The 17,702-nt window shown below is 61.9% G+C and carries 19 protein-coding genes; 8 read left to right on the plus strand and 11 right to left on the minus strand.

All coding sequences use genetic code 11. The features are described from left to right. Nucleotides 1-183: 183 nt before the first annotated feature. Nucleotides 184-783, minus strand: a complete 600-nt coding sequence (locus MB818_RS15715) for a hypothetical protein (RefSeq protein ID WP_234163923.1) — start codon at nt 781-783, stop codon at nt 184-186. Between the two features lie 100 nt (nt 784-883). Further along, complete coding sequence (locus MB818_RS15720) at nt 884-3,232, minus strand: DNA topoisomerase IV subunit A (protein ID WP_238905704.1); 2,349 nt, start codon at nt 3,230-3,232, stop codon at nt 884-886. A gap of 214 nt (nt 3,233-3,446) precedes the next feature. Here MB818_RS15720 and MB818_RS15725 point away from each other — a divergent pair, with 214 nt between their 5' ends. The 4 genes from MB818_RS15725 (at nt 3,447) to MB818_RS15740 (ending at nt 5,852) form a co-directional block, all read left to right on the plus strand. Next, nucleotides 3,447-4,094 (plus strand): SH3 domain-containing protein, encoded by a 648-nt coding sequence (locus MB818_RS15725; RefSeq protein WP_238905705.1) that lies wholly within the window; start codon nt 3,447-3,449, stop codon nt 4,092-4,094. A gap of 75 nt (nt 4,095-4,169) precedes the next feature. After that, entirely contained in the window at nt 4,170-4,997 is an 828-nt protein-coding gene (locus MB818_RS15730; RefSeq protein ID WP_238905706.1) for an SDR family NAD(P)-dependent oxidoreductase, read from the plus strand. Between the two features lie 78 nt (nt 4,998-5,075). Next, on the plus strand, nt 5,076-5,276 hold the full coding sequence (locus MB818_RS15735; RefSeq protein ID WP_234140789.1) for a twin transmembrane helix small protein: 201 nt from the start codon (nt 5,076-5,078) through the stop codon (nt 5,274-5,276). Between the two features lie 3 nt (nt 5,277-5,279). Then, on the plus strand, nt 5,280-5,852 hold the full coding sequence (locus MB818_RS15740; protein WP_234176858.1) for a cob(I)yrinic acid a,c-diamide adenosyltransferase: 573 nt from the start codon (nt 5,280-5,282) through the stop codon (nt 5,850-5,852). Between the two features lie 228 nt (nt 5,853-6,080). Here MB818_RS15740 and MB818_RS15745 read toward each other — a convergent pair whose 3' ends face one another. After that, nucleotides 6,081-6,446 (minus strand): VOC family protein, encoded by a 366-nt coding sequence (locus tag MB818_RS15745; RefSeq protein ID WP_238905707.1) that lies wholly within the window; start codon nt 6,444-6,446, stop codon nt 6,081-6,083. A 198-nt stretch (nt 6,447-6,644) separates the two neighbouring features. On the opposite strand from MB818_RS15745, the gene MB818_RS15750 reads away from it, so the two are divergent. After that, a complete protein-coding gene (locus MB818_RS15750) occupies nt 6,645-7,403 on the plus strand; it encodes an electron transfer flavoprotein subunit beta/FixA family protein (RefSeq protein WP_234140783.1) in 759 nt (252 codons plus the stop codon). Further along, on the plus strand, nt 7,403-8,332 hold the full coding sequence (locus MB818_RS15755) for an electron transfer flavoprotein subunit alpha/FixB family protein (protein ID WP_234145625.1): 930 nt from the start codon (nt 7,403-7,405) through the stop codon (nt 8,330-8,332). Before MB818_RS15750 ends, MB818_RS15755 begins: the two co-directional genes overlap by 1 nt. 60 nt (nt 8,333-8,392) lie before the next feature. On the opposite strand, the gene MB818_RS15760 is transcribed toward MB818_RS15755, so the two are convergent. Next, entirely contained in the window at nt 8,393-9,223 is an 831-nt protein-coding gene (locus MB818_RS15760) for a DUF6473 family protein (protein WP_234217519.1), read from the minus strand. Between the two features lie 168 nt (nt 9,224-9,391). Here MB818_RS15760 and MB818_RS15765 point away from each other — a divergent pair, with 168 nt between their 5' ends. Further along, nucleotides 9,392-10,267 carry a 3-hydroxybutyryl-CoA dehydrogenase gene (locus MB818_RS15765; protein WP_234140777.1) on the plus strand — a complete coding sequence of 292 codons (876 nt, stop codon included), beginning with the start codon at nt 9,392-9,394 and terminating at the stop codon, nt 10,265-10,267. Between the two features lie 92 nt (nt 10,268-10,359). Here the strand turns inward: MB818_RS15765 and MB818_RS15770 are convergent, their stop codons facing one another. The 7 genes from MB818_RS15770 to MB818_RS15800 are packed head-to-tail and all read right to left on the minus strand — an operon-like array spanning nt 10,360 to nt 15,760. Then, on the minus strand, nt 10,360-11,244 hold the full coding sequence (locus MB818_RS15770; RefSeq protein WP_439653293.1) for a lysophospholipid acyltransferase family protein: 885 nt from the start codon (nt 11,242-11,244) through the stop codon (nt 10,360-10,362). Between the two features lie 41 nt (nt 11,245-11,285). Then, nucleotides 11,286-11,555: an HPr family phosphocarrier protein gene (locus tag MB818_RS15775; protein ID WP_011046465.1), complete on the minus strand. Its 270-nt coding sequence runs from the start codon at nt 11,553-11,555 to the stop codon at nt 11,286-11,288. Nucleotides 11,556-11,571: 16 nt separating this feature from the next. After that, on the minus strand, nt 11,572-11,964 hold the full coding sequence (locus MB818_RS15780) for a PTS sugar transporter subunit IIA (RefSeq protein WP_011046464.1): 393 nt from the start codon (nt 11,962-11,964) through the stop codon (nt 11,572-11,574). Next, complete coding sequence (rapZ, locus tag MB818_RS15785; protein ID WP_234140769.1) at nt 11,961-12,842, minus strand: RNase adapter RapZ; 882 nt, start codon at nt 12,840-12,842, stop codon at nt 11,961-11,963. The genes MB818_RS15780 and rapZ overlap by 4 nt, the downstream gene beginning before the upstream one ends. Continuing rightward, nucleotides 12,839-13,309 carry an HPr kinase/phosphorylase gene (locus MB818_RS15790; RefSeq protein ID WP_234140768.1) on the minus strand — a complete coding sequence of 157 codons (471 nt, stop codon included), beginning with the start codon at nt 13,307-13,309 and terminating at the stop codon, nt 12,839-12,841. Before MB818_RS15790 ends, rapZ begins: the two co-directional genes overlap by 4 nt. Before the next feature lie 4 nt (nt 13,310-13,313). Then, entirely contained in the window at nt 13,314-15,023 is a 1,710-nt protein-coding gene (locus MB818_RS15795; protein WP_238905708.1) for a sensor N-terminal transmembrane domain-containing protein, read from the minus strand. Nucleotides 15,024-15,055: 32 nt separating this feature from the next. Continuing rightward, on the minus strand, nt 15,056-15,760 hold the full coding sequence (locus MB818_RS15800; protein WP_234140766.1) for a response regulator transcription factor: 705 nt from the start codon (nt 15,758-15,760) through the stop codon (nt 15,056-15,058). Between the two features lie 337 nt (nt 15,761-16,097). On the opposite strand from MB818_RS15800, the gene MB818_RS15805 reads away from it, so the two are divergent. Continuing rightward, the gene (locus MB818_RS15805; RefSeq protein ID WP_234172546.1) at nt 16,098-17,696 is read left to right on the plus strand and encodes a phosphoenolpyruvate carboxykinase; all 1,599 of its coding nucleotides are present in this window, start codon (nt 16,098-16,100) and stop codon (nt 17,694-17,696) included. Nucleotides 17,697-17,702: the final 6 nt, after the last annotated feature.

A 17,702-nucleotide genomic window follows, 5' to 3' on the forward strand; every position in this document is an offset into this window, starting at 1 on the left:
TCTTGCCGTGGTCAACGTGGCCGATCGTGCCAATGTTGACGTGCGGTTTATTACGCTCAAACTTTTCCTTTGCCATTCCTCAGGCGCCCTTTTGCGGTTTGGGGGACCCTTCGTCCCGGTTTCCTACTGCGCGCGCGGGATATTTGGTTCAAAGAAGAAAATCAAGCCAATCCTGACCGATTGTCAGCCCTGCGCCGGTTTCACCGGCGCTTGCGGCGTCCCGGTCGCGGATTCTGCATCCGGTCGAGGCGCAAACCAGCCGTTTTCCTTGTGCTGCTCGACCAGCCAGTCCTCGATCTCGCCAACGGCGTTGCGCGAGAGGCCCATCAGCTGCTCTTCCTTGGTGCGCGCGTTACCCGACCCCATCAACCAGGATTCGCCTGTGGTGGCCTCGAACACGGTGAATTGCTCGACCTCGGGGTTCAGCTTGGTCTGCGAGGCATCGTCCCAGACGGTGACATTGATGATCAGCGCCGATTTCGGGCTGTAGATCACCGGAACGCCCGGCGGCGCCAGCATATACCCTTCGACGCTGATGCCCAGGTGGTAGTATTGCTCCCCCTGATAACGAGAGAAGCGTTCACCCACCGCGGCCTTGAGCGCGGTTTCCCATTCCTCGGCAGTGGCATCGCGCGAGATCGGGCCTTTTTGCGCCTTGGACGCGACCACCACATTGTGTCCCAACTTGAAGGCGCCCAGTTCCTCGAGCGGCTCGTCGGGCGTTGCAGCGGTACAGGCGGCCAGCAGGGCAAGCCCGGTCAGCAGGGTAAGAACTCGGATCATGATCGCATCTCGGCACACGTTGGGTTGGGGCGGATGTAGCGCACCGATGCGGCCCGTGCCAAGCCGCATCGGCAGGAAATGGCAAAGCGCGGCGGAAGTGTCACTTGAACTTGTAGCTGCGCGGGAAGCCGTAGGGTGGGCGCTTGCCGACGCTGGCGCGCTTGGCCAGCCATTGGCTCAGGTCGGTTTCGTGGCGGGTCTTGTCGCCGCCCATCGACCATTTCAGCCCCTCGGCCCAGGCGAATGTCGTCACATCGCTCAGCCCGCCATCCAGTTCCAGCGCCCCCTGCTTGCCGCGCGCCATGTTGTATTTCTGCAGGCGGACGCCCTTGCCCCGGCCCATTTCAGGCATCTCTTCCAGCGGGAAGACCAGGAACTTGCCGTTCTGCGACACCACCGCCACGTGATCGCCCGCGACCGGCACACAGATCAGCGCGCGTTCGTCATCGCGCACGTTCAGCACCTGCTTGCCGGTGCGGGTCTGGGCCACCACCTCGGTCTCGGGCACGACAAAACCGTTGCCAGCGGTCGAGGCGACCAGCAGCTTGCGGTCCGGTTGGTGGATCAGGATATCGACGATCTCGGCCTCGTTGGGCAGATCGACCATCAGGCGTAGCGGTTCGCCCATGCCGCGCCCGCCGGGCAGGTTGGCGGCACTGACCGTATAGAACCGCCCGTTCGAGGCAAAGATCAAGAGCTTGTCGGTGGTTTCCGCATGGAAGATGAAGCGTGGGCCGTCGCCATCCTTGAACTTCAACTCGCGGGTCAGGTCGATATGGCCGGTCATGGCGCGGATCCAGCCCATCTGCGAGCAGACCACGGTGATCGGCTCGCGCTCGATCATCGCCTCCAACGGCACCTCTTCGACCTCGCCTGCCTCGGCAAAGCGGGTACGGCGGGCACCGCCGGGATAGTCCTTGCCAAAGGTCTTCTTGGTCTCTTTGAGCTGATCGGCTATGCGCGCCCATTGCAGGGCGGGATCGGCCAGCAGGTCTTCGATCTCGGCGCGCTCGGCCATCAGGGCGTCGCGCTCGCGGATCAGTTCCATCTCTTCCAGTCGGCGCAGGCTGCGCAGGCGCATGTTGAGGATCGCCTCGGCCTGCACCTCGCTCAGCTCGCCCTCGCCCGGCGCGGGCGAGACATAATCCGCCTCGTTCAGCGCGCGGGGATGGTCGATGCCCCATTCCTCGCGCATCAGCGCGGCCTTGGGATCCTCATCATAACGGATGATGTCGATCACCCGGTCGAGATTGAGGAAGGCGATGATAAAGCCTTCGAGCACCTCGAGCCGGTGGTCGATCTTGCCCAGCCGGTGGCGCGAACGCCGCAAGAGCACCTCTTGCCGGTGATCGAGGAAAGCGCGCAGCACCTCTTTCATCGAGCAGACCTTGGGCGTGACCCCGTCGATCAGCACGTTCATGTTCAGGCTGAACCGCACCTCTAGGTCCGAGTTGCGATAGAGCATGCCCATCAGCACCTCGGGGTCGACGTTCTTGGTGCGCGGCTCCAGCACCACCCGGATATCGTCGGCGCTCTCGTCGCGCACATCGGCGAGGATCGGCACCTTCTTGGTCTGGATGACCTCGGCCAGCTTCTCGATCAGCTTCGATTTCTGGACCTGATAGGGGATCTCGGTGACCACGATCTGCCATTGGCCACGGCCAAGATCCTCGACCTCGTATTTGCAGCGCAGGCGGAAACTGCCCCGACCGGTGCGATAGGCCTGGGCGATGCTTTCGGCCGGTTCGACGATGATTCCGCCGGTGGGGAAATCGGGACCGGGCACATAGTTCAGCAGCGTGTCGTCGCGCGCGTCGGGCGTCTTGATCAGATGCAGGCAGGCGTCGCACAGCTCGGCAATGTTATGGGGCGGGATGTTGGTGGCCATGCCCACCGCGATGCCACTGCTGCCATTGGCGAGCAGGTTCGGAAACTGCGCGGGCAACACCACCGGCTCGGTGAGCGTGCCGTCATAGTTATCGCGGAAATCGACCGCATCCTCGTTAAGACCATCCAGCAGCGCCTCGGCGACGATGGTCATCCGCGCTTCGGTGTATCGGCTGGCGGCCGGGTTGTCGCCGTCGATATTGCCGAAATTCCCCTGCCCGTCGACCAGCGGGTAGCGGACGTTGAAATCCTGCGCCAGACGCGCCATCGCGTCATAGATCGCGGCATCCCCATGCGGGTGATAGTTGCCCATCACGTCGCCCGAGATCTTGGCCGACTTGCGGAACCCGCCCCCGGAACTGAGTCGCAATTCGCGCATGGCGTAAAGAATCCGGCGGTGCACCGGCTTCAGCCCGTCGCGTGCATCGGGCAGCGCCCGGTGCATGATCGTGCTTAGCGCATAGGTCAGATACCGCTCGCCAATGGCGCGGCGCAGCGGTTCGGACACCTGCTGCCCACCGCCGTCTTGCTTCATGTTGGGGTCGTCGATCGTATCGCTCATAGATGATGTGATACGCGCTCTGCTGTTTCTGGTAAAGCGACAGGCGGCGATTTTGCTGGGGACAACTTGCCGGACATCGACAATACCGGGGAAAACAATCCGTCTTTACCCCATTTTTGGACTCCATTTACGGGATATGCTAAGATTTGAGCGGTCAGTCTGCGGCCCGTTTCAATCAGTCGATTTTCATTTCCTGCGTTCACGGGAGGCGCGCATGCGCTTTGTCATCATCTCTTTCGCCGTTCTGGGCTTTGCCTTCTGGGAATTGAGTGGCGGCGCCGATTTCGAACCGCGCGGCATGCGCCCGGCCAAGCCCGAGCGGGTCGCGGCCAAGACGGTGGAAAAGGCCGAACCCCTGGTTCAGGTCGAACCCGCAAAGCTGGTGGCCAAGGTGTCGCTGACGCCCTACACGCCCGAACCGGCGCCGGTCGAAAAGGCGATACTGACCTCGGAAGAGCAATTGGAATGTCTGGCCCGCGCCCGCGCCAGCCTGAGCAAGGGGCTGACCCTGTTCGACGATGACACCGAGACGGGGACTTTGACACTTGCCTCGCTCTCAGGCGGATTGAGAGCGCTCGAGGTCGAGCCCGGCGAACCCGAGCCCGAAACCGCCCCAGCAAGCTCCACCACCGAAACGCAGCCTTATGACCGCTCTGCGCCCGATCTGCGCGAGATCACCGGATCAAGGGTCAACATGCGCGATGGGCCGGGCACGATCTATCCGGTCATCAACCGGTTGACCGTCGGTCACAAGGTCGAGGTTCTGGACGATTCGGGCACCGGCTGGCTGCGCCTGCGCGTGCTGCCCGAGCAACAGATCGGCTGGATCGCCGCATCTCTGGTCAGCAAAAAGCCCAACTGAGGCAACCGGCCCATTGCCCAGCCCCACCCGGCGCCCTAGCAATAGGCAGCAATCGGGACGGTTCTGGAATTTCTCATGGCAAAGACAATCCTCATCACCGGCTGTTCGTCGGGCATCGGACTTGCCGCCGCCCAGGGCATGCGGGCGCGGGGCTGGCACGTCTTCGCGTCCTGCCGGCAACAGCGCGATTGCGACCGGCTGCGCGCGATGGGCTTTGACAGCCCCCGTATCGACTATGACGACGCGGCTTCGATCGCCTCGGGATTGGCCGAGGTGCTGGAAGCCACCGGCGGCAGGCTTGACGCGCTTTTCAACAATGGCGCCTTCGGCATGCCCGGCGCGGTAGAGGATGTACCGACCGAGGCGCTGCGGGCCATTTTCGAGACCAACCTCTTTGGTTGGCACGAACTGACCCGGCGGGTGATCCCGGTGATGCGCGCCCAGGGCCACGGCCGGATCGTACAATGCTCCTCCGTTCTTGGACTGGTCGCCTTTCCCTGGCGCGGCGCCTATGTGGCGACAAAATACGCGCTGGAAGGGTTGAGCGACACGCTGCGCCTGGAACTGAAGGGCACCGGCATTCACGTGGTGCTGATCGAGCCGGGCCCGATCACGTCGAAACTGCGCGAAAAGGCGATCCCGCATTTCGAACGTCATATCGACTGGCAAGGGTCAGCCCTGCGCGCCAAATACGAGGGCAGCCTGCTGAAACGGCTCTACGAAGATCGCGGACCGGACCGTTTTGAACTGCCGCCCGCGGCAGTGACCGCCAAGCTGATCCGCGCGGTCGAAGCGCGGCGACCGGCCCCGCGATACTATGTCACCACACCCACCTATATCGCCGGAATCCTGCGCCGAATCCTGCCCACGCGACTGAGCGACCGCGTACTTGGCAGCATCTGATCGCAAAAACCGGTTCGCTTTTTGCGACCGGACCGCTAGATCAGGCGCGACACAGGGATTGGGAAAGCGAGGCTCTGCATGGATCTGTTGATGATCGTGATGTTGATGGCGATGGGCGCCGTCGTCATCGTGCTGATGATCGGGCTTGGTGGTTTCGCCAAGGGCGGGACCTTCAACGCCAAATACGGCAACAAGATGATGCGGCTGCGCCTCTTGTTTCAATTCATCGCGGTGGTGCTGATCCTGCTCTATGTCTATCTGCGCGGACAAGGGAGCTGAGCCATGGTGGTCCTGAACAAGATCTACACCCGCACCGGCGACAAGGGGCAAACCGCCCTGGGCAATGGCACGCGGGTCGCCAAGTATTCCGACCGCGTGGCGACCTATGGCACCACGGACGAGCTGAACGCCTTTGTTGGGGTGGCCCGACTGGAGGCAGCCGGTGACATGGACGCGGCCCTGTCGCGCATTCAGAACGATCTGTTCGACCTTGGCGCCGATCTGTGCCGCCCCGAGATGGAGAAGGATGCCGAGGCGGAATACCCGCCGCTGCGCATGGCCGCGGCGCAGGTGACCCGGCTGGAACACGAGATCGACGCGATGAACGCTGGTCTCGACCCGCTGCGCAGCTTCATCCTGCCCGGCGGATCGGCATTGGCAGCACATCTGCATGTCTGCCGCACCGTGGCCCGGCGCGCCGAGCGGCTGGCGGTGGAACTGAGTGAGGCGGAAACGGTGAACCCGCAGGCCATCACCTATCTGAACCGGCTCAGCGACTGGTTCTTCGTCGCCGCGCGCACCGCCAATAGTGGCGGCAAGGACGATGTCTTGTGGGTTCCCGGCGCGAACCGCTGAGCGATGCGAGGCGGCGGGGCGTCCAGTGGACGGCCCGGCGACGGGAAGCGCGAACCGCTGAGCGATGGCGAAGCGGCGGGGCGTCCAGCGGACGGCCCGGCGACGGGACGCGCGAACCGCTGAGCCGATCCGAAACTCCTAAACCTGTTCGCGCCCCTCAAGGCGGCGAGAAAATTCTTGAGAAAGAATTTTCCTCAAAAAATTTGCAATTTTTTGGCCCCGCCGGGTTCAGGCCGGTTGCCACAGCTCTATCGGGTTGCCTTCCGGATCGGTCAGCCTGGCGAAGCTGCCATTGGGATAGGGCGAACCCGGATCCGGCTGCACCTCGATACCTGCCGCGCGCAATTGCGCGATCATCGCCGCTAGATCGCGCACCCGAAAATTCAGCATGAACCCTTTTCCGGGATCGCCGAAATATGCGGTGTCCTGGGCAAAGGGGGCAAAAATTGTCGCACCCTCGCTCTGCTGCCAGCAGCGTCCGGAATAATCCCCTGGCGCCGGGTCGATCCCCATATGCCGCTGATACCACTCCGCCAGCGCTTTGGGGTCTTTTGCCCTGAAAAAGAAGCCTCCGAACCCGTCGACGCGTTCCATCTCTCCCTCCCGGCACCTTCCTGCCTGCAGGGTAACAAAATTTCCTTCGCGGCGCGAGAATTGGCGAAAACGCGACGTCGATTGCACATGACGTGACGATTTTGCCCTGTCCCGGCGCGCGCCAAGCCGCTATCAAACGCGGCGAGAGCATTGGGAGTCGCATGGCGGCTTGCCGTTTTTGAAGGAGAAAACGCAAAGATGAAGGTCCTTGTACCCGTCAAGCGCGTGATCGACTACAACGTGAAGGTTCGCGTCAAAGCGGACGGATCGGGTGTCGATCTCGCCAATGTGAAGATGTCGATGAACCCGTTTGACGAGATTGCCGTCGAAGAGGCCATCCGTCTGAAGGAAGCCGGCAAGGCCGACGAGATCGTCGTGGTCTCGATCGGTGTCAAGCAGGCACAGGAAACCCTGCGCACCGCGCTGGCCATGGGCGCCGACCGCGCGATCCTGGTTGTGGCCGCCGATGACGTACACACCGATATCGAGCCGCTGGCGGTTGCCAAGATCCTCGCCAAGGTCGTCGAGGAAGAGCAGCCGGGCCTCGTGCTGGCCGGCAAACAGGCCATCGACAACGACATGAACGCCACCGGCCAGATGCTGTCGGCGCTCCTGGGCTGGAGCCAGGGCACCTTTGCCTCGGAACTGAATGTCGAGGGCGATCACGCACTGGTCACCCGCGAGGTGGACGGCGGCCTGCAGACCATCAAGGTCAAGATGCCCGCCATCATCACCGTCGACCTGCGCCTGAACGAGCCGCGCTATGCGTCGCTGCCCAACATCATGAAGGCGAAGAAAAAGCCGCTGGACGAGAAAACCGCCGCCGATTACGGCGTCGATGTCAGCCCGCGTCTGGAAATCGTCAAGACCGAAGAACCGCCGGCACGGGCCGCGGGCATCGTGGTGGGTTCGGTCGACGAACTGGTTGCGAAACTCAAAGAAGCGGGGGCTGTGTAATGGCTGTTCTTCTCCTTGCCGAAGTCACCGGTGGCGAGCTGTCGGTTGACGCAACCGCCAAGGCGGTGAGCGCCGCCAAGGCGCTGGGTGACGTGACGGTGCTGGCCGCTGGTGCTTCCGCTGCCGCCGCCGGCGAAGCCGCCGCCAAGATCGACGGTGTCTCCAAGGTGCTGGTCGCCGAGGATGCCTCGCTGGGTCATCGCCTGGCCGAAGCGACCGCGGCGCTGATCGTGAGCCTCGCCGACGGCTACGAGCACATCGTCGCCCCCGCCACCACCGACGCCAAGAACGTGATGCCGCGCGTGGCCGCGCTGCTGGACGTGATGGTTCTGTCGGATGTGTCCGGCGTCGTCGACGGTTCGACCTTCGAGCGTCCGATCTATGCCGGTAACGCGGTGCAGACCGTAAAGTCGAAGGATGCCAAGAAGGTCATCACCTTCCGCACCTCGACCTTTGACGCCGCTGGCGAAGGTGGCGCAGCCCCGGTCGAAACCATTTCGGTCGGCGCCAACCCGGGCCTGAGCGAATGGGTCGAGGACAAGGTTGCCGCTTCTGACCGCCCCGAGCTGACCTCGGCCGGTATCGTGGTGTCGGGCGGCCGTGGCGTGGGTTCGGAAGCGGACTTCAAACTGATCGAAGCCCTGGCCGACAAGCTGGGTGCGGCGGTTGGCGCATCCCGCGCGGCGGTCGACTCGGGCTATGCGCCGAACGACTGGCAGGTCGGCCAGACCGGCAAGGTCGTTGCGCCGCAGCTTTACGTCGCGGTTGGCATCTCGGGCGCGATCCAGCACCTGGCCGGCATGAAGGACTCCAAGATCATCGTCGCCATCAACAAGGATGAAGAAGCGCCGATCTTTCAGGTCGCCGACTTTGGCCTGGTGGCCGACCTGTTCCAGGCCGTGCCGGAACTGACCGAAAAGCTCGGCTGAAGCCGGGGACAAGATTCTTCAACGAAAAATCTGCAAAGGCCCGCCCGGTGGCGGGCCTTTTCACGTATCGATGTCCTGAAGCGCGCGATAGATGCGATTGGCGATGACGCGATGCATGACCGGCCCGATGGTATGCTCTGCTGCCGGTTCCTGAAGCATGCCAAAGATCATGTCGTCCAATTCATCGGACTGACCCGCCATCTGTACTGGCACCTCGACGGTCGAGCGGACCCGTGGCGCCAGGGCTGCAACCATATCGGGCGAGACCATCAGCGGCTCAGGGCCCAGAGCCTCGGCGGGATCGTCAGGTCGCTGGTGGCGATAGCGCAGCCAGAGCAGGACCACACCATCCCCCAACGCATCTATGGCGCTGCGCATCCGCGCTTGCCACGCTTGTTGAAGTTCGGCACGGACAACCCCGAACCGCTCCTCCGAGATCTCGTTAAGACGACCCAGCATGTGCTTGTTGAAGTGGAATTCGGTAAAATCCACCTCGTCATACAGCGCAGTCAACATGGGCGAGGCTTCGAGAAACCGGTCGTTGCGACGAGGATGCACCCGGTAGAGGCGGTTTGACAGATTCTGCGCGCCGGGCACCTGCAATATGCAGAACTCGGCCGCCCGGGCCAGACGCGCCAGCTCCGGGTCTAACAGGATCGCATCGAGCCCGCTGTTGATGCTTCCGAGATTGACACAGGTCTCTCCTAACCGCCGTTCCAGAAGAGCGGGATAGGGGTCGGACACGAAACGTCCGAATGTTTCGGTGCCGCCGATACAGGCCACATAGGGTGCGTTCAGGTCCCGCTCGGGACCGCGAAAACGCAGTTTCGACACACCATAGCGACAGGTTACGGCATCGGACGCCCCCGCGCCCGGCAATTCATAACTCATGGCTCCCACCATTTTCGATTTTCACCCAATGGTCACTTTGCCGCCGCAACCGTTGCGATTCGCCTAATGCGCGGATTTGAAGCGAATTGTCCCGGTCAGCCCCTCTTGCCGCGCCCCCCGCCCTGCCGATAAGGTCGCGACAACCTCACATGAAGGGCAGATACGGTAATGGATATTCAGAAGGTCGGAGTGATCGGCGCAGGCCAGATGGGCAACGGGATCGCTCATGTGATGGCGCTGGCGGGATATGACGTGCTGCTCACCGATATCAGCCAGCAGGCACTGGACGCCGCGCTCTCTACCGTGCGTGGCAACCTGGCCCGGCAGGCCGGGCGCGGCAAGATCAGCGAAGCCGATATGGAAGCGGCGATGGCGCGCATCTCGACCACGCTGACGCTGGGCGATCTGGGACAGACCGACCTGGTGATCGAAGCCGCGACCGAACGCGAGGCCGTGAAACAGGCGATCTTTGAGGATTTGCAGCCGCACCTGTTGCCTCATACCATCCTGACCTCGAACACCTCGTCGATCTCGATCACCCGTCTGGCCAGCCGGACCGACCGGCCCGAGCGTTTCATGGGGTTCCATTTCATGAACCCGGTGCCGGTGATGCAGCTGGTGGAACTGATCCGGGGTATCGCCACCGACGAGGAGACCTTTGCCGCCTGCAAGGCGGTGGTCGACAAGCTGGGCAAGACCGCTGCAAGCGCAGAGGATTTTCCCGCCTTCATCGTGAACCGTATCCTGATGCCGATGATCAACGAGGCGGTCTATACCCTTTACGAAGGGGTGGGCAATGTCCGCTCCATCGACGAGTCAATGAAACTGGGCGCCAATCACCCGATGGGGCCTCTGGAACTGGCCGATTTCATCGGGCTGGACACCTGCCTGGCGATCATGAATGTGCTGCATGACGGGCTGGCCGACACCAAGTATCGTCCCTGCCCCTTGCTGACCAAATATGTCGAGGCCGGGTGGCTGGGCCGCAAGACCCAGCGCGGGTTCTACGACTATCGCGGCGAGATACCGGTTCCGACACGCTGAAGCGGGAAAGAGTCAAGGGGGCGCTGCCCCCGCCGCCCGTTCCGGGCGACTCCCCCGGAGTATTTGAAGCAAAGTGAAAGAAGGGCCGTATGCTATCCCTTGAGCGATAGCGTGTGCTGGCGCAGCCAGGCCATGAAACCGCGCGGGTCACGGCCCAGCATCTCCATGTCCTGATCCGGGATCGGCGCGCCAATCACCGGCGCCTGCGGTTTCTTGCAGGAACGGACGATTTCATGCAACAGGAGACCCTGCCGCAGGATCGGCGAGACCTGACAGGCAATCTGATAGGCGCGCGAGTTGCGACCGGGGAAATAGATCGGCACCACGCGCGCGCCGGACCGGCGGATCATCTGGGCGGTGAACACGTTCCATTCCCGTTCGACCGGCGGCCCCCACCAGCTGTCCGAGGACATCACCACGCCCGACGGGAACAGGGCCACCACGCCACCGGCCTTGAGGTGAGCCATCGCATTTGCACGCATCTCGACCATCTTGCGTTGGGCTTCGGGATCATGCGGAAACGGTACCGGGATCATGAAGCTGGTCGCCGCCTCGTCCAGCCCGGTCAGGACCGAGCGGGTCAGAATGCGATAATCCTGCCGGACCCGGCCAATCAGCTCGGCTAGGATCATCCCATCGACCATGCCATGTGGATGGTTGGCAACCACCACGACCGGTCCCTCCTTGGGAATGTGGGCGATCTGTTCGGCAGGCGTCAGCAGATCGATCCCCATTGTCCTGAGCGCGCCGCCCCAGAACTTCTGCCCACGGTATTGTTCGTTGGTCTTCTCGAAACGGTTGACCATGCGCAGAATGGTCAGCTTGCCCGTCATCCATTCGATCGCCCGGATCCAGGTCGAGGTCCAGCGGTCGTCAAAGGAGTTGGCATAAGTCAGGGTCCGGCGGTCATAGACTTCGCCCGGCGGGGTGAACGGTTGCGCCGCCGTTCCTGTCTTGCTGTTCTGCGCGGTTTCCACCACTTGGTCTTTTTCCGTTCTTCAGGTCGCGCACGACAGGGTCAGAAACCCTCGCCGAACTTGTCGTTCACCAACGCCTCGAGCGCATCCGCTAGGGCATCCGCATCCGGGCCGGAGGTCTCGACGTCAATAGTGGTTCCGCGCGCCGCTGCCAACATCAAAAGCCCCATGATACTATCCCCCGAGGCGGACAGACCGTCGCGGGACACCTCAGCGGTTGCGTCGAACCCTTCGACAACCTCGACCAGCTTGGCCGAGGCCCGGGCATGCAGGCCCTTTTCGTTGATGATCTTCAATGTACGTTGCGCCATTCGGTTCCGTCCAGGATCAATCCAAAGTCACGTTCTGGGTGTTGATGTATTTGCGGCCCGCTTCGATCGCCGCGCGCACCGCGTCCCCCACCGGCAAGTGCCGGCTTTTTGCCAGCTTGATTAGCATCGGCAGGTTGGCACCGTAAAGGATGCGCCGGTCCGCTGGCGCGCAGGCCCGCAGACTGAGGTTCGAAGGCGAGCCACCGAACAGATCGGTCACTACGACGACACCGTCGCCGGTATCGACCGCATTGGCGGCGGCGAGGATTTCCTGCTGCTTTTCGGCCCGATCATGATCGGCCTCGATCGCAATCGCGACCAGACCCGGTTGATGCCCGACCACATGTTCGACCGCGGCCAGATACTCCCGGGCCAGCCCCCCATGTGCAACGATCACTATTCCGATCAATCCGGCCTCGCATCCGGCTTGCGCCGGTCCATTTCGCGATGCCTAATTGACACCTGCTCGCCCGCCTCTGCAAGGGCCTTTGCCACCGCTTCGGCCATTACGACTGATCGGTGTTGCCCCCCAGTACAGCCGAAACCTACGCTGAGATGCGTTTTCCCCTCGCTGCGAAAGGCCGGGAGCAGGGATTGCAGCAGGTCGATGACCCGCGAAAAAAACGGCAGGTATTGCGGATCGGCATGCACAAACGAGGCCACCGCCGAGTCGCGCCCATCCGCTGCACGCAGATCGGGCTGCCAATGCGGATTGGCCAGAAACCGGCAGTCGAACACCATGTCAAGCCCGCGCGGCAGGCCGCGCTTGAAAGAGAAGCTCTCGACCGAGATGGCCAGCGGTCCACCACCGGGCGGGGCGAACCAGTGCGCGACCTCATCCCTGAGCTGATGCACATTCATACTTGAAGTGTCGATTAGCGTATCGGCCACATCGCGGATCGGTCCCAACAGGTCGAGTTCTCGGGCCACTCCTTCGCCGGGGCTGGCTCCGGCAGCCATCGGATGACGTCGACGCGTTTCGGAGAACCGACGCAGTAGAACCTCGGAGCTGCAGTCGATATAGAGCGTCGTGACCTGTAACCCGTTGCGCTTTGACAGGCGCTTCAACAGTTCGAGAAATCCGTCAGTTGAGAAATCTCGATTTCGCACATCCAATCCCAGCGCCAACGGGCGGCGTAAAGCCGGTCCGTCAAGCAATCGCAGCACCAGCCCCATCGGCAGATTGTCGATGGCCTCAAACCCAAGGTCTTCGAGCACATGAATGGCCGTCGAGCGCCCTGCGCCTGAGGGGCCCGTCACGAAAACGACCTGCGAAGTTGCGCTCATGAGGAAATCGCTTCCGGGGCCGCGCGCCCCGCCCTGAGGAGTTGCACTAGTGATGCCGCCAAATGAGGGGGCGCCGGCCGGAAAAGCAAGGGAACGGAATGTCTCAGCAATCGGATTTCGTGGGCATCCGGCAGGCGCGCCGTCTCTTTGCGGTCCAAGTCCAGCACATAGGATAAGCGCACGGGCCCCGCAGCGTCAGCCCTCAGCAGGCCCAGCCCACGCACCTCGATCAGACTGCGGATCGGTTCCGGCACATCGGCGTACACCCCTTCGGGGCTGGAGAAGAGGATCACCCGATCATCCGCAACCAAGTCCGCACCCAGGGCCATCATGTCCAGCGCCAAGCCTGACTTGCCGCTGCCAGAGACTCCCAAGATCAGCAATCCGCGTCCATCGACGGCGACACAGCTGGCATGGACAATGGCTTGCTCACTATCCTCCAGGCCTTGCAATGCGGCGGGTTCCACAGGCTTAGATCGGCAGGCCCACGACAAAGCGCGCGCCCAGCGGATCCGAAGTGACATCGGCCTCGGTCGGGCGGATGTTCTCAGCCCAGATCACGCCGCCATGCGCCTCGACGATTTGTTTTGAAATTGCCAAACCAAGGCCTGAATTGTTGCCGAAATGCTCTTCTGGGCGCTGCGAATAGAACCTCTTGAAGATCTTTGACAGGGCCTCGTCGGGAATGCCTGGTCCGGTATCCTCAACCACAATTAGCACTCGGTTGGCGCGGCGGCGCGCCCAGACACGAATTGCATCACCATCCTCGCAGAACGAAATCGCATTGGTGATCAGGTTAACAAAGACTTGTGCAAGGCGCGCTTCAAGACCCTGAATCATGATCGCATCAGGCGGCATGTCGGTGATATAGTCTATGCCCTTCGAGCGGGCATCTTCGCCCAGATATTGATTGAGGTTGTCCAGCATGGTGAGAAGATCAAAGGATTTCTCCTCTTCCTTGACCAATTCGGCATCCAGCCTTGAGGCATTCGAGATGTCGCTGACCAACCGGTCGAGCCGACGCACGTCATGCTCAATCACCGATAAAAGCTTGTCACGCTGATCGTCGCGCTTAACCATGCGCAGGGTCCCCACCGCCGATTGCAAGCTGGCGAGCGGATTCTTGATCTCATGTGCAACATCGGCAGCAAACTGTTCGTTCCCTTCGATCCGGTTATAGAGCGCAGAAACCATACCTCTCATCGCGCGGCTCAACCTGCCGATTTCATCGGGACGGGCAGAAAGATCAGGGATACGGACGCGGCCCGGGTTCATGCGCCTTGAATTGCGATCGCGGCCCAGTTCAGCAGCCTCGGCGAGATCGGCCAGCGGATTGGCGATGGTCGAAGCAAGCACCAAGCTCAAGCCGACCGACACCAGCAAAGCGACGACGAACATCTGCAATACCCGCTCGCGATCGCGGCGGGCCAGCGCATCGATCTCTCCGGCGGGGCTGGCCATTGCAACGGCCCCTATGGGTGTCCCATCCTGCAGGATCGGCGTAGCCGCAGCGATTACGGTGCCGCCCGCCGTGTTCAGGACAGTTTCGATGCGGGTATCTCCTGCCAATGCATCGGGCAGCAGCAATCCAATCTGTTGTTCCAGAGAGGGTGCCCCGGTTTCCGCACTCGAGACAAATACGGACGACACTCCCCGCCACACCCCGGTGAGTGCATCGGTGATGATCGTACTGCCAGCCTTGTCCTCAAACAGGGCTTGGAGGCCCGGATTGACGTCCATACCTTTGGTTTGGCCCACGATACTAAGCGCGGCATCGAATACAAAGACCTCGGCACCGCGGCGCAAGCTTAGACCGTCGAGCGTGGCAATCACGTCGATCCCGTCTCCGGTGGCTAGGTTGACCGGCGCACTGCCAGTTATCTGCGCCTCAAACACATCGGCCACAAGCTGGGTTTCTCCCACCAGGGCGCCAGCACGCTGAACAACCAATCCGTCGCGGGCGTCGTTAAGGTAGAGAATGCCAGCAACCAGAATGATCAGGGCTATCAGGTTGAAGGTAATGATCTTGCGCGTCAGCGGCGAGCCGCGCAGCGAAAACAGGCTGCGGCGAGCCCGTTTGACCCGCAGTTCTTTGGACACAGTACTTTGCGGAGCGACCCAATCGTCGCCCAGCACAACGTCCCCGCTGCGATCACTTTCTGAAGTGCCGGTGTCGCGCACGCGCTCCCCCTAGAGGCGCCCGATCCGGGCGGTTATTCTTCGTTATACCTGTAACCGATCCCGTAGAGCGTCTCAATCGCTGCAAAATCCGGATCGGCACTGCGCATCTTCTTGCGCAGGCGCTTGATATGGCTGTCGATCGTACGGTCATCAACATAGACCTGATCGTCATACGCCACATCCATCAACTGGTCGCGACTCTTGACGAAGCCGGGCCGTTGGGCCAGCGCCTGCAACAACAGGAACTCTGTGACGGTTAGCGAAACGTCGGCCCCTTTCCAGCTAACCGCATGGCGCAGCGGGTCCATCCGCAAATGGCCGCGCTCCATCACCTTGGTTTCGCCAGTTGTGGTTCCGGCCACATCGCCCGCCACCGCTTCTTGCCGCCGCAGCAAGGCTCGGATCCGCTCCACCAGCAGTCTCTGCGAGAACGGTTTCTTGACATAATCGTCAGCGCCCATGCGCAAGCCAAGAACCTCGTCGATCTCGTCATCCTTCGAGGTCAGAAAGATGACAGGCATCTGACTTTTCTGACGCAATCTCTGCAGCAAATCCATGCCGTCCATGCGGGGCATTTTGATATCCAGCACCGCCATGTCCGGCAATTTCTTGTTGAACGCGTCAAGGGCGGCTTGACCATCGTTATAGGTTTCGACTTCGAATCCCTCCGCCTCGAGAGTCATCGAAACCGATGTCAGGATGTTCCTGTCATCGTCAACCAAAGCAATCTTTGACATTTTGGGTGCCCCTATACTGCTCGCATCTGCCTTATTTTTTTCCATTCATCGCTCTTTTGGCTTTGCGAATCAATCCGAAACTACGAATCGCCCGCTCCACAACGCCAATTGGTGCAAAAAAATCCTAATGTGTTCTGAATTCTGGCCCAGAAAAATGGCGCGCTTTTCGTGGTTGCGCTAAACTACGCCCTGGTTGCGCTAACTGCGCCAAAGCGTCCTGTTCATGTCCCAAAGCGTCATGTTAAGACCCCGCTCACCGGCCGATTTGCCGGGTCCAAGCCCCAAGGGCGCCAGCATACCCACGCGGTGCACGCGCCGACACACGGAGAAAAAACGCATGACATCTGGACGGGTTAACCCGCAATTCCGCCTCGAGGATCAGGGCATCGAGGGTCTGGGCAATGTCTATTACAACTTCATGGAACCGGCGCTGATCGAAGCGGCGCTGAAGCGGGGCGAGGGAACGCTGGGCAATGGCGGCGCCTTCCTTGTCACCACCGGCAAGTTCACCGGTCGCTCGCCCAAGGACAAGCACGTGGTCAAGACCGCCAGCGTTGCCGACAGCATCTGGTGGGACAACAACGCCGCGATGACCCCCGAAGGGTTCGACGCGCTCTATGACGACATGCTGGCCCATATGAAGGGCAAGGATTACTTTGTGCAGGATCTGGTCGGCGGCGCCGACCCAGCCTATTCGATCAACGTGCGCATGGTCACCGAACTGGCCTGGCACAACCTGTTCATCCGCCACCTGCTGCGCCGCCCGGCGCGCGAGGATCTGAACGAGTTCGTGGCCGATTTCACCGTCATCAACTGCCCCAGCTTCCAGGCCGATCCGGCCAAGCATGGCTGCCGCAGCGAGACCGTGATCGCGATGAATTTCGACCGCAAGCTGATCCTGATCGGCGGCACCGAATATGCGGGCGAGAACAAGAAATCGGTGTTCACCCTGCTGAACTACATGCTGCCGGAAAAAGGCGTGATGCCGATGCACTGCTCGGCCAACCACGCGGTCGGCAACCCGGTCGACACCGCCGTCTTCTTTGGCCTCAGCGGCACCGGCAAGACCACGCTGTCGGCCGATCCGGCGCGGGTGCTGATCGGCGATGACGAGCATGGCTGGTCGGATCGCGGCACCTTCAACTTCGAAGGTGGCTGCTATGCCAAGACCATCAACCTCAACCCCGAGGCCGAGCCGGAAATCTACGCCACCACCACCAAGTTTGGCACCGTCATCGAGAACATGGTGTTCGATGAAGAGACCAAGGAACTGGATTTCGACGATGACAGCCTGACGGCCAACATGCGTTGCGCCTATCCGCTGGAATACATCTCGAACGCCTCGGCCTCGGCCCTGGGCGGGCATCCCAAGAACATCATCATGCTGACCTGCGACGCCTTTGGCGTGCTGCCGCCGATCGCGCGGCTGACCCCGGCACAGGCGATGTATCACTTCCTGTCGGGATTCACCTCGAAAGTGGCCGGAACCGAGCGGGGCGTGACCGAGCCGCAGCCGACCTTCTCGACCTGCTTTGGCGCGCCCTTCATGCCGCGCCGCCCCGAGGTCTATGGCAACCTGCTGCGTGACAAGATCGCCCGTCACGGCGCAACCTGCTGGCTGGTCAACACCGGCTGGACCGGCGGCGCCTATGGTGTTGGCAGCCGGATGCCGATCAAGGCCACCCGCGCCCTGCTGACCGCCGCGCTCAACGGCTCGCTCAACAATGCCGAATTCCGCAAGGACGCCAATTTCGGCTTTGACGTGCCGGTATCGGTGCCTGGCGTTGCCGAGGTTCTGCTGGACCCGCGCCGCACCTGGGACGATCAGGGCGCCTTTGACAAGCAGGCGGCCAAACTGGTGCAGATGTTCGCCGACAATTTCGAACAGTATGTCCCCTATATCGACGAGGACGTGAAGGCCGTCGCCATCGGCTGATCCGTT

Source organism: Ruegeria alba (genome assembly GCF_022321465.1).
In the GTDB taxonomy this organism is placed as follows: Bacteria; Pseudomonadota; Alphaproteobacteria; order Rhodobacterales; family Rhodobacteraceae; genus Ruegeria_B; species Ruegeria_B alba.

What these genes read in the sequence shown, in the direction of transcription:
- MB818_RS15720 (WP_238905704.1), bottom strand. Translation starts at nt 3,232, where the DNA reads ATGAGCGATACGATCGACGACCCCAACATGAAGCAAGACGGCGGTGGG.
- MB818_RS15745 (WP_238905707.1), bottom strand. Translation starts at nt 6,446, where the DNA reads ATGGAACGCGTCGACGGGTTCGGAGGCTTCTTTTTCAGGGCAAAAGAC.
- MB818_RS15750 (WP_234140783.1), top strand. Translation starts at nt 6,645, where the DNA reads ATGAAGGTCCTTGTACCCGTCAAGCGCGTGATCGACTACAACGTGAAG.
- MB818_RS15755 (WP_234145625.1), top strand. Translation starts at nt 7,403, where the DNA reads ATGGCTGTTCTTCTCCTTGCCGAAGTCACCGGTGGCGAGCTGTCGGTT.
- MB818_RS15805 (WP_234172546.1), top strand. Translation starts at nt 16,098, where the DNA reads ATGACATCTGGACGGGTTAACCCGCAATTCCGCCTCGAGGATCAGGGC.
- MB818_RS15800 (WP_234140766.1), bottom strand. Translation starts at nt 15,760, where the DNA reads ATGTCAAAGATTGCTTTGGTTGACGATGACAGGAACATCCTGACATCG.
- MB818_RS15765 (WP_234140777.1), top strand. Translation starts at nt 9,392, where the DNA reads ATGGATATTCAGAAGGTCGGAGTGATCGGCGCAGGCCAGATGGGCAAC.
- MB818_RS15730 (WP_238905706.1), top strand. Translation starts at nt 4,170, where the DNA reads ATGGCAAAGACAATCCTCATCACCGGCTGTTCGTCGGGCATCGGACTT.
- MB818_RS15735 (WP_234140789.1), top strand. Translation starts at nt 5,076, where the DNA reads ATGGATCTGTTGATGATCGTGATGTTGATGGCGATGGGCGCCGTCGTC.
- MB818_RS15715 (WP_234163923.1), bottom strand. Translation starts at nt 783, where the DNA reads ATGATCCGAGTTCTTACCCTGCTGACCGGGCTTGCCCTGCTGGCCGCC.
- rapZ (WP_234140769.1), bottom strand. Translation starts at nt 12,842, where the DNA reads ATGAGCGCAACTTCGCAGGTCGTTTTCGTGACGGGCCCCTCAGGCGCA.
- MB818_RS15760 (WP_234217519.1), bottom strand. Translation starts at nt 9,223, where the DNA reads ATGAGTTATGAATTGCCGGGCGCGGGGGCGTCCGATGCCGTAACCTGT.
- MB818_RS15725 (WP_238905705.1), top strand. Translation starts at nt 3,447, where the DNA reads ATGCGCTTTGTCATCATCTCTTTCGCCGTTCTGGGCTTTGCCTTCTGG.
- MB818_RS15740 (WP_234176858.1), top strand. Translation starts at nt 5,280, where the DNA reads ATGGTGGTCCTGAACAAGATCTACACCCGCACCGGCGACAAGGGGCAA.
- MB818_RS15775 (WP_011046465.1), bottom strand. Translation starts at nt 11,555, where the DNA reads ATGGCGCAACGTACATTGAAGATCATCAACGAAAAGGGCCTGCATGCC.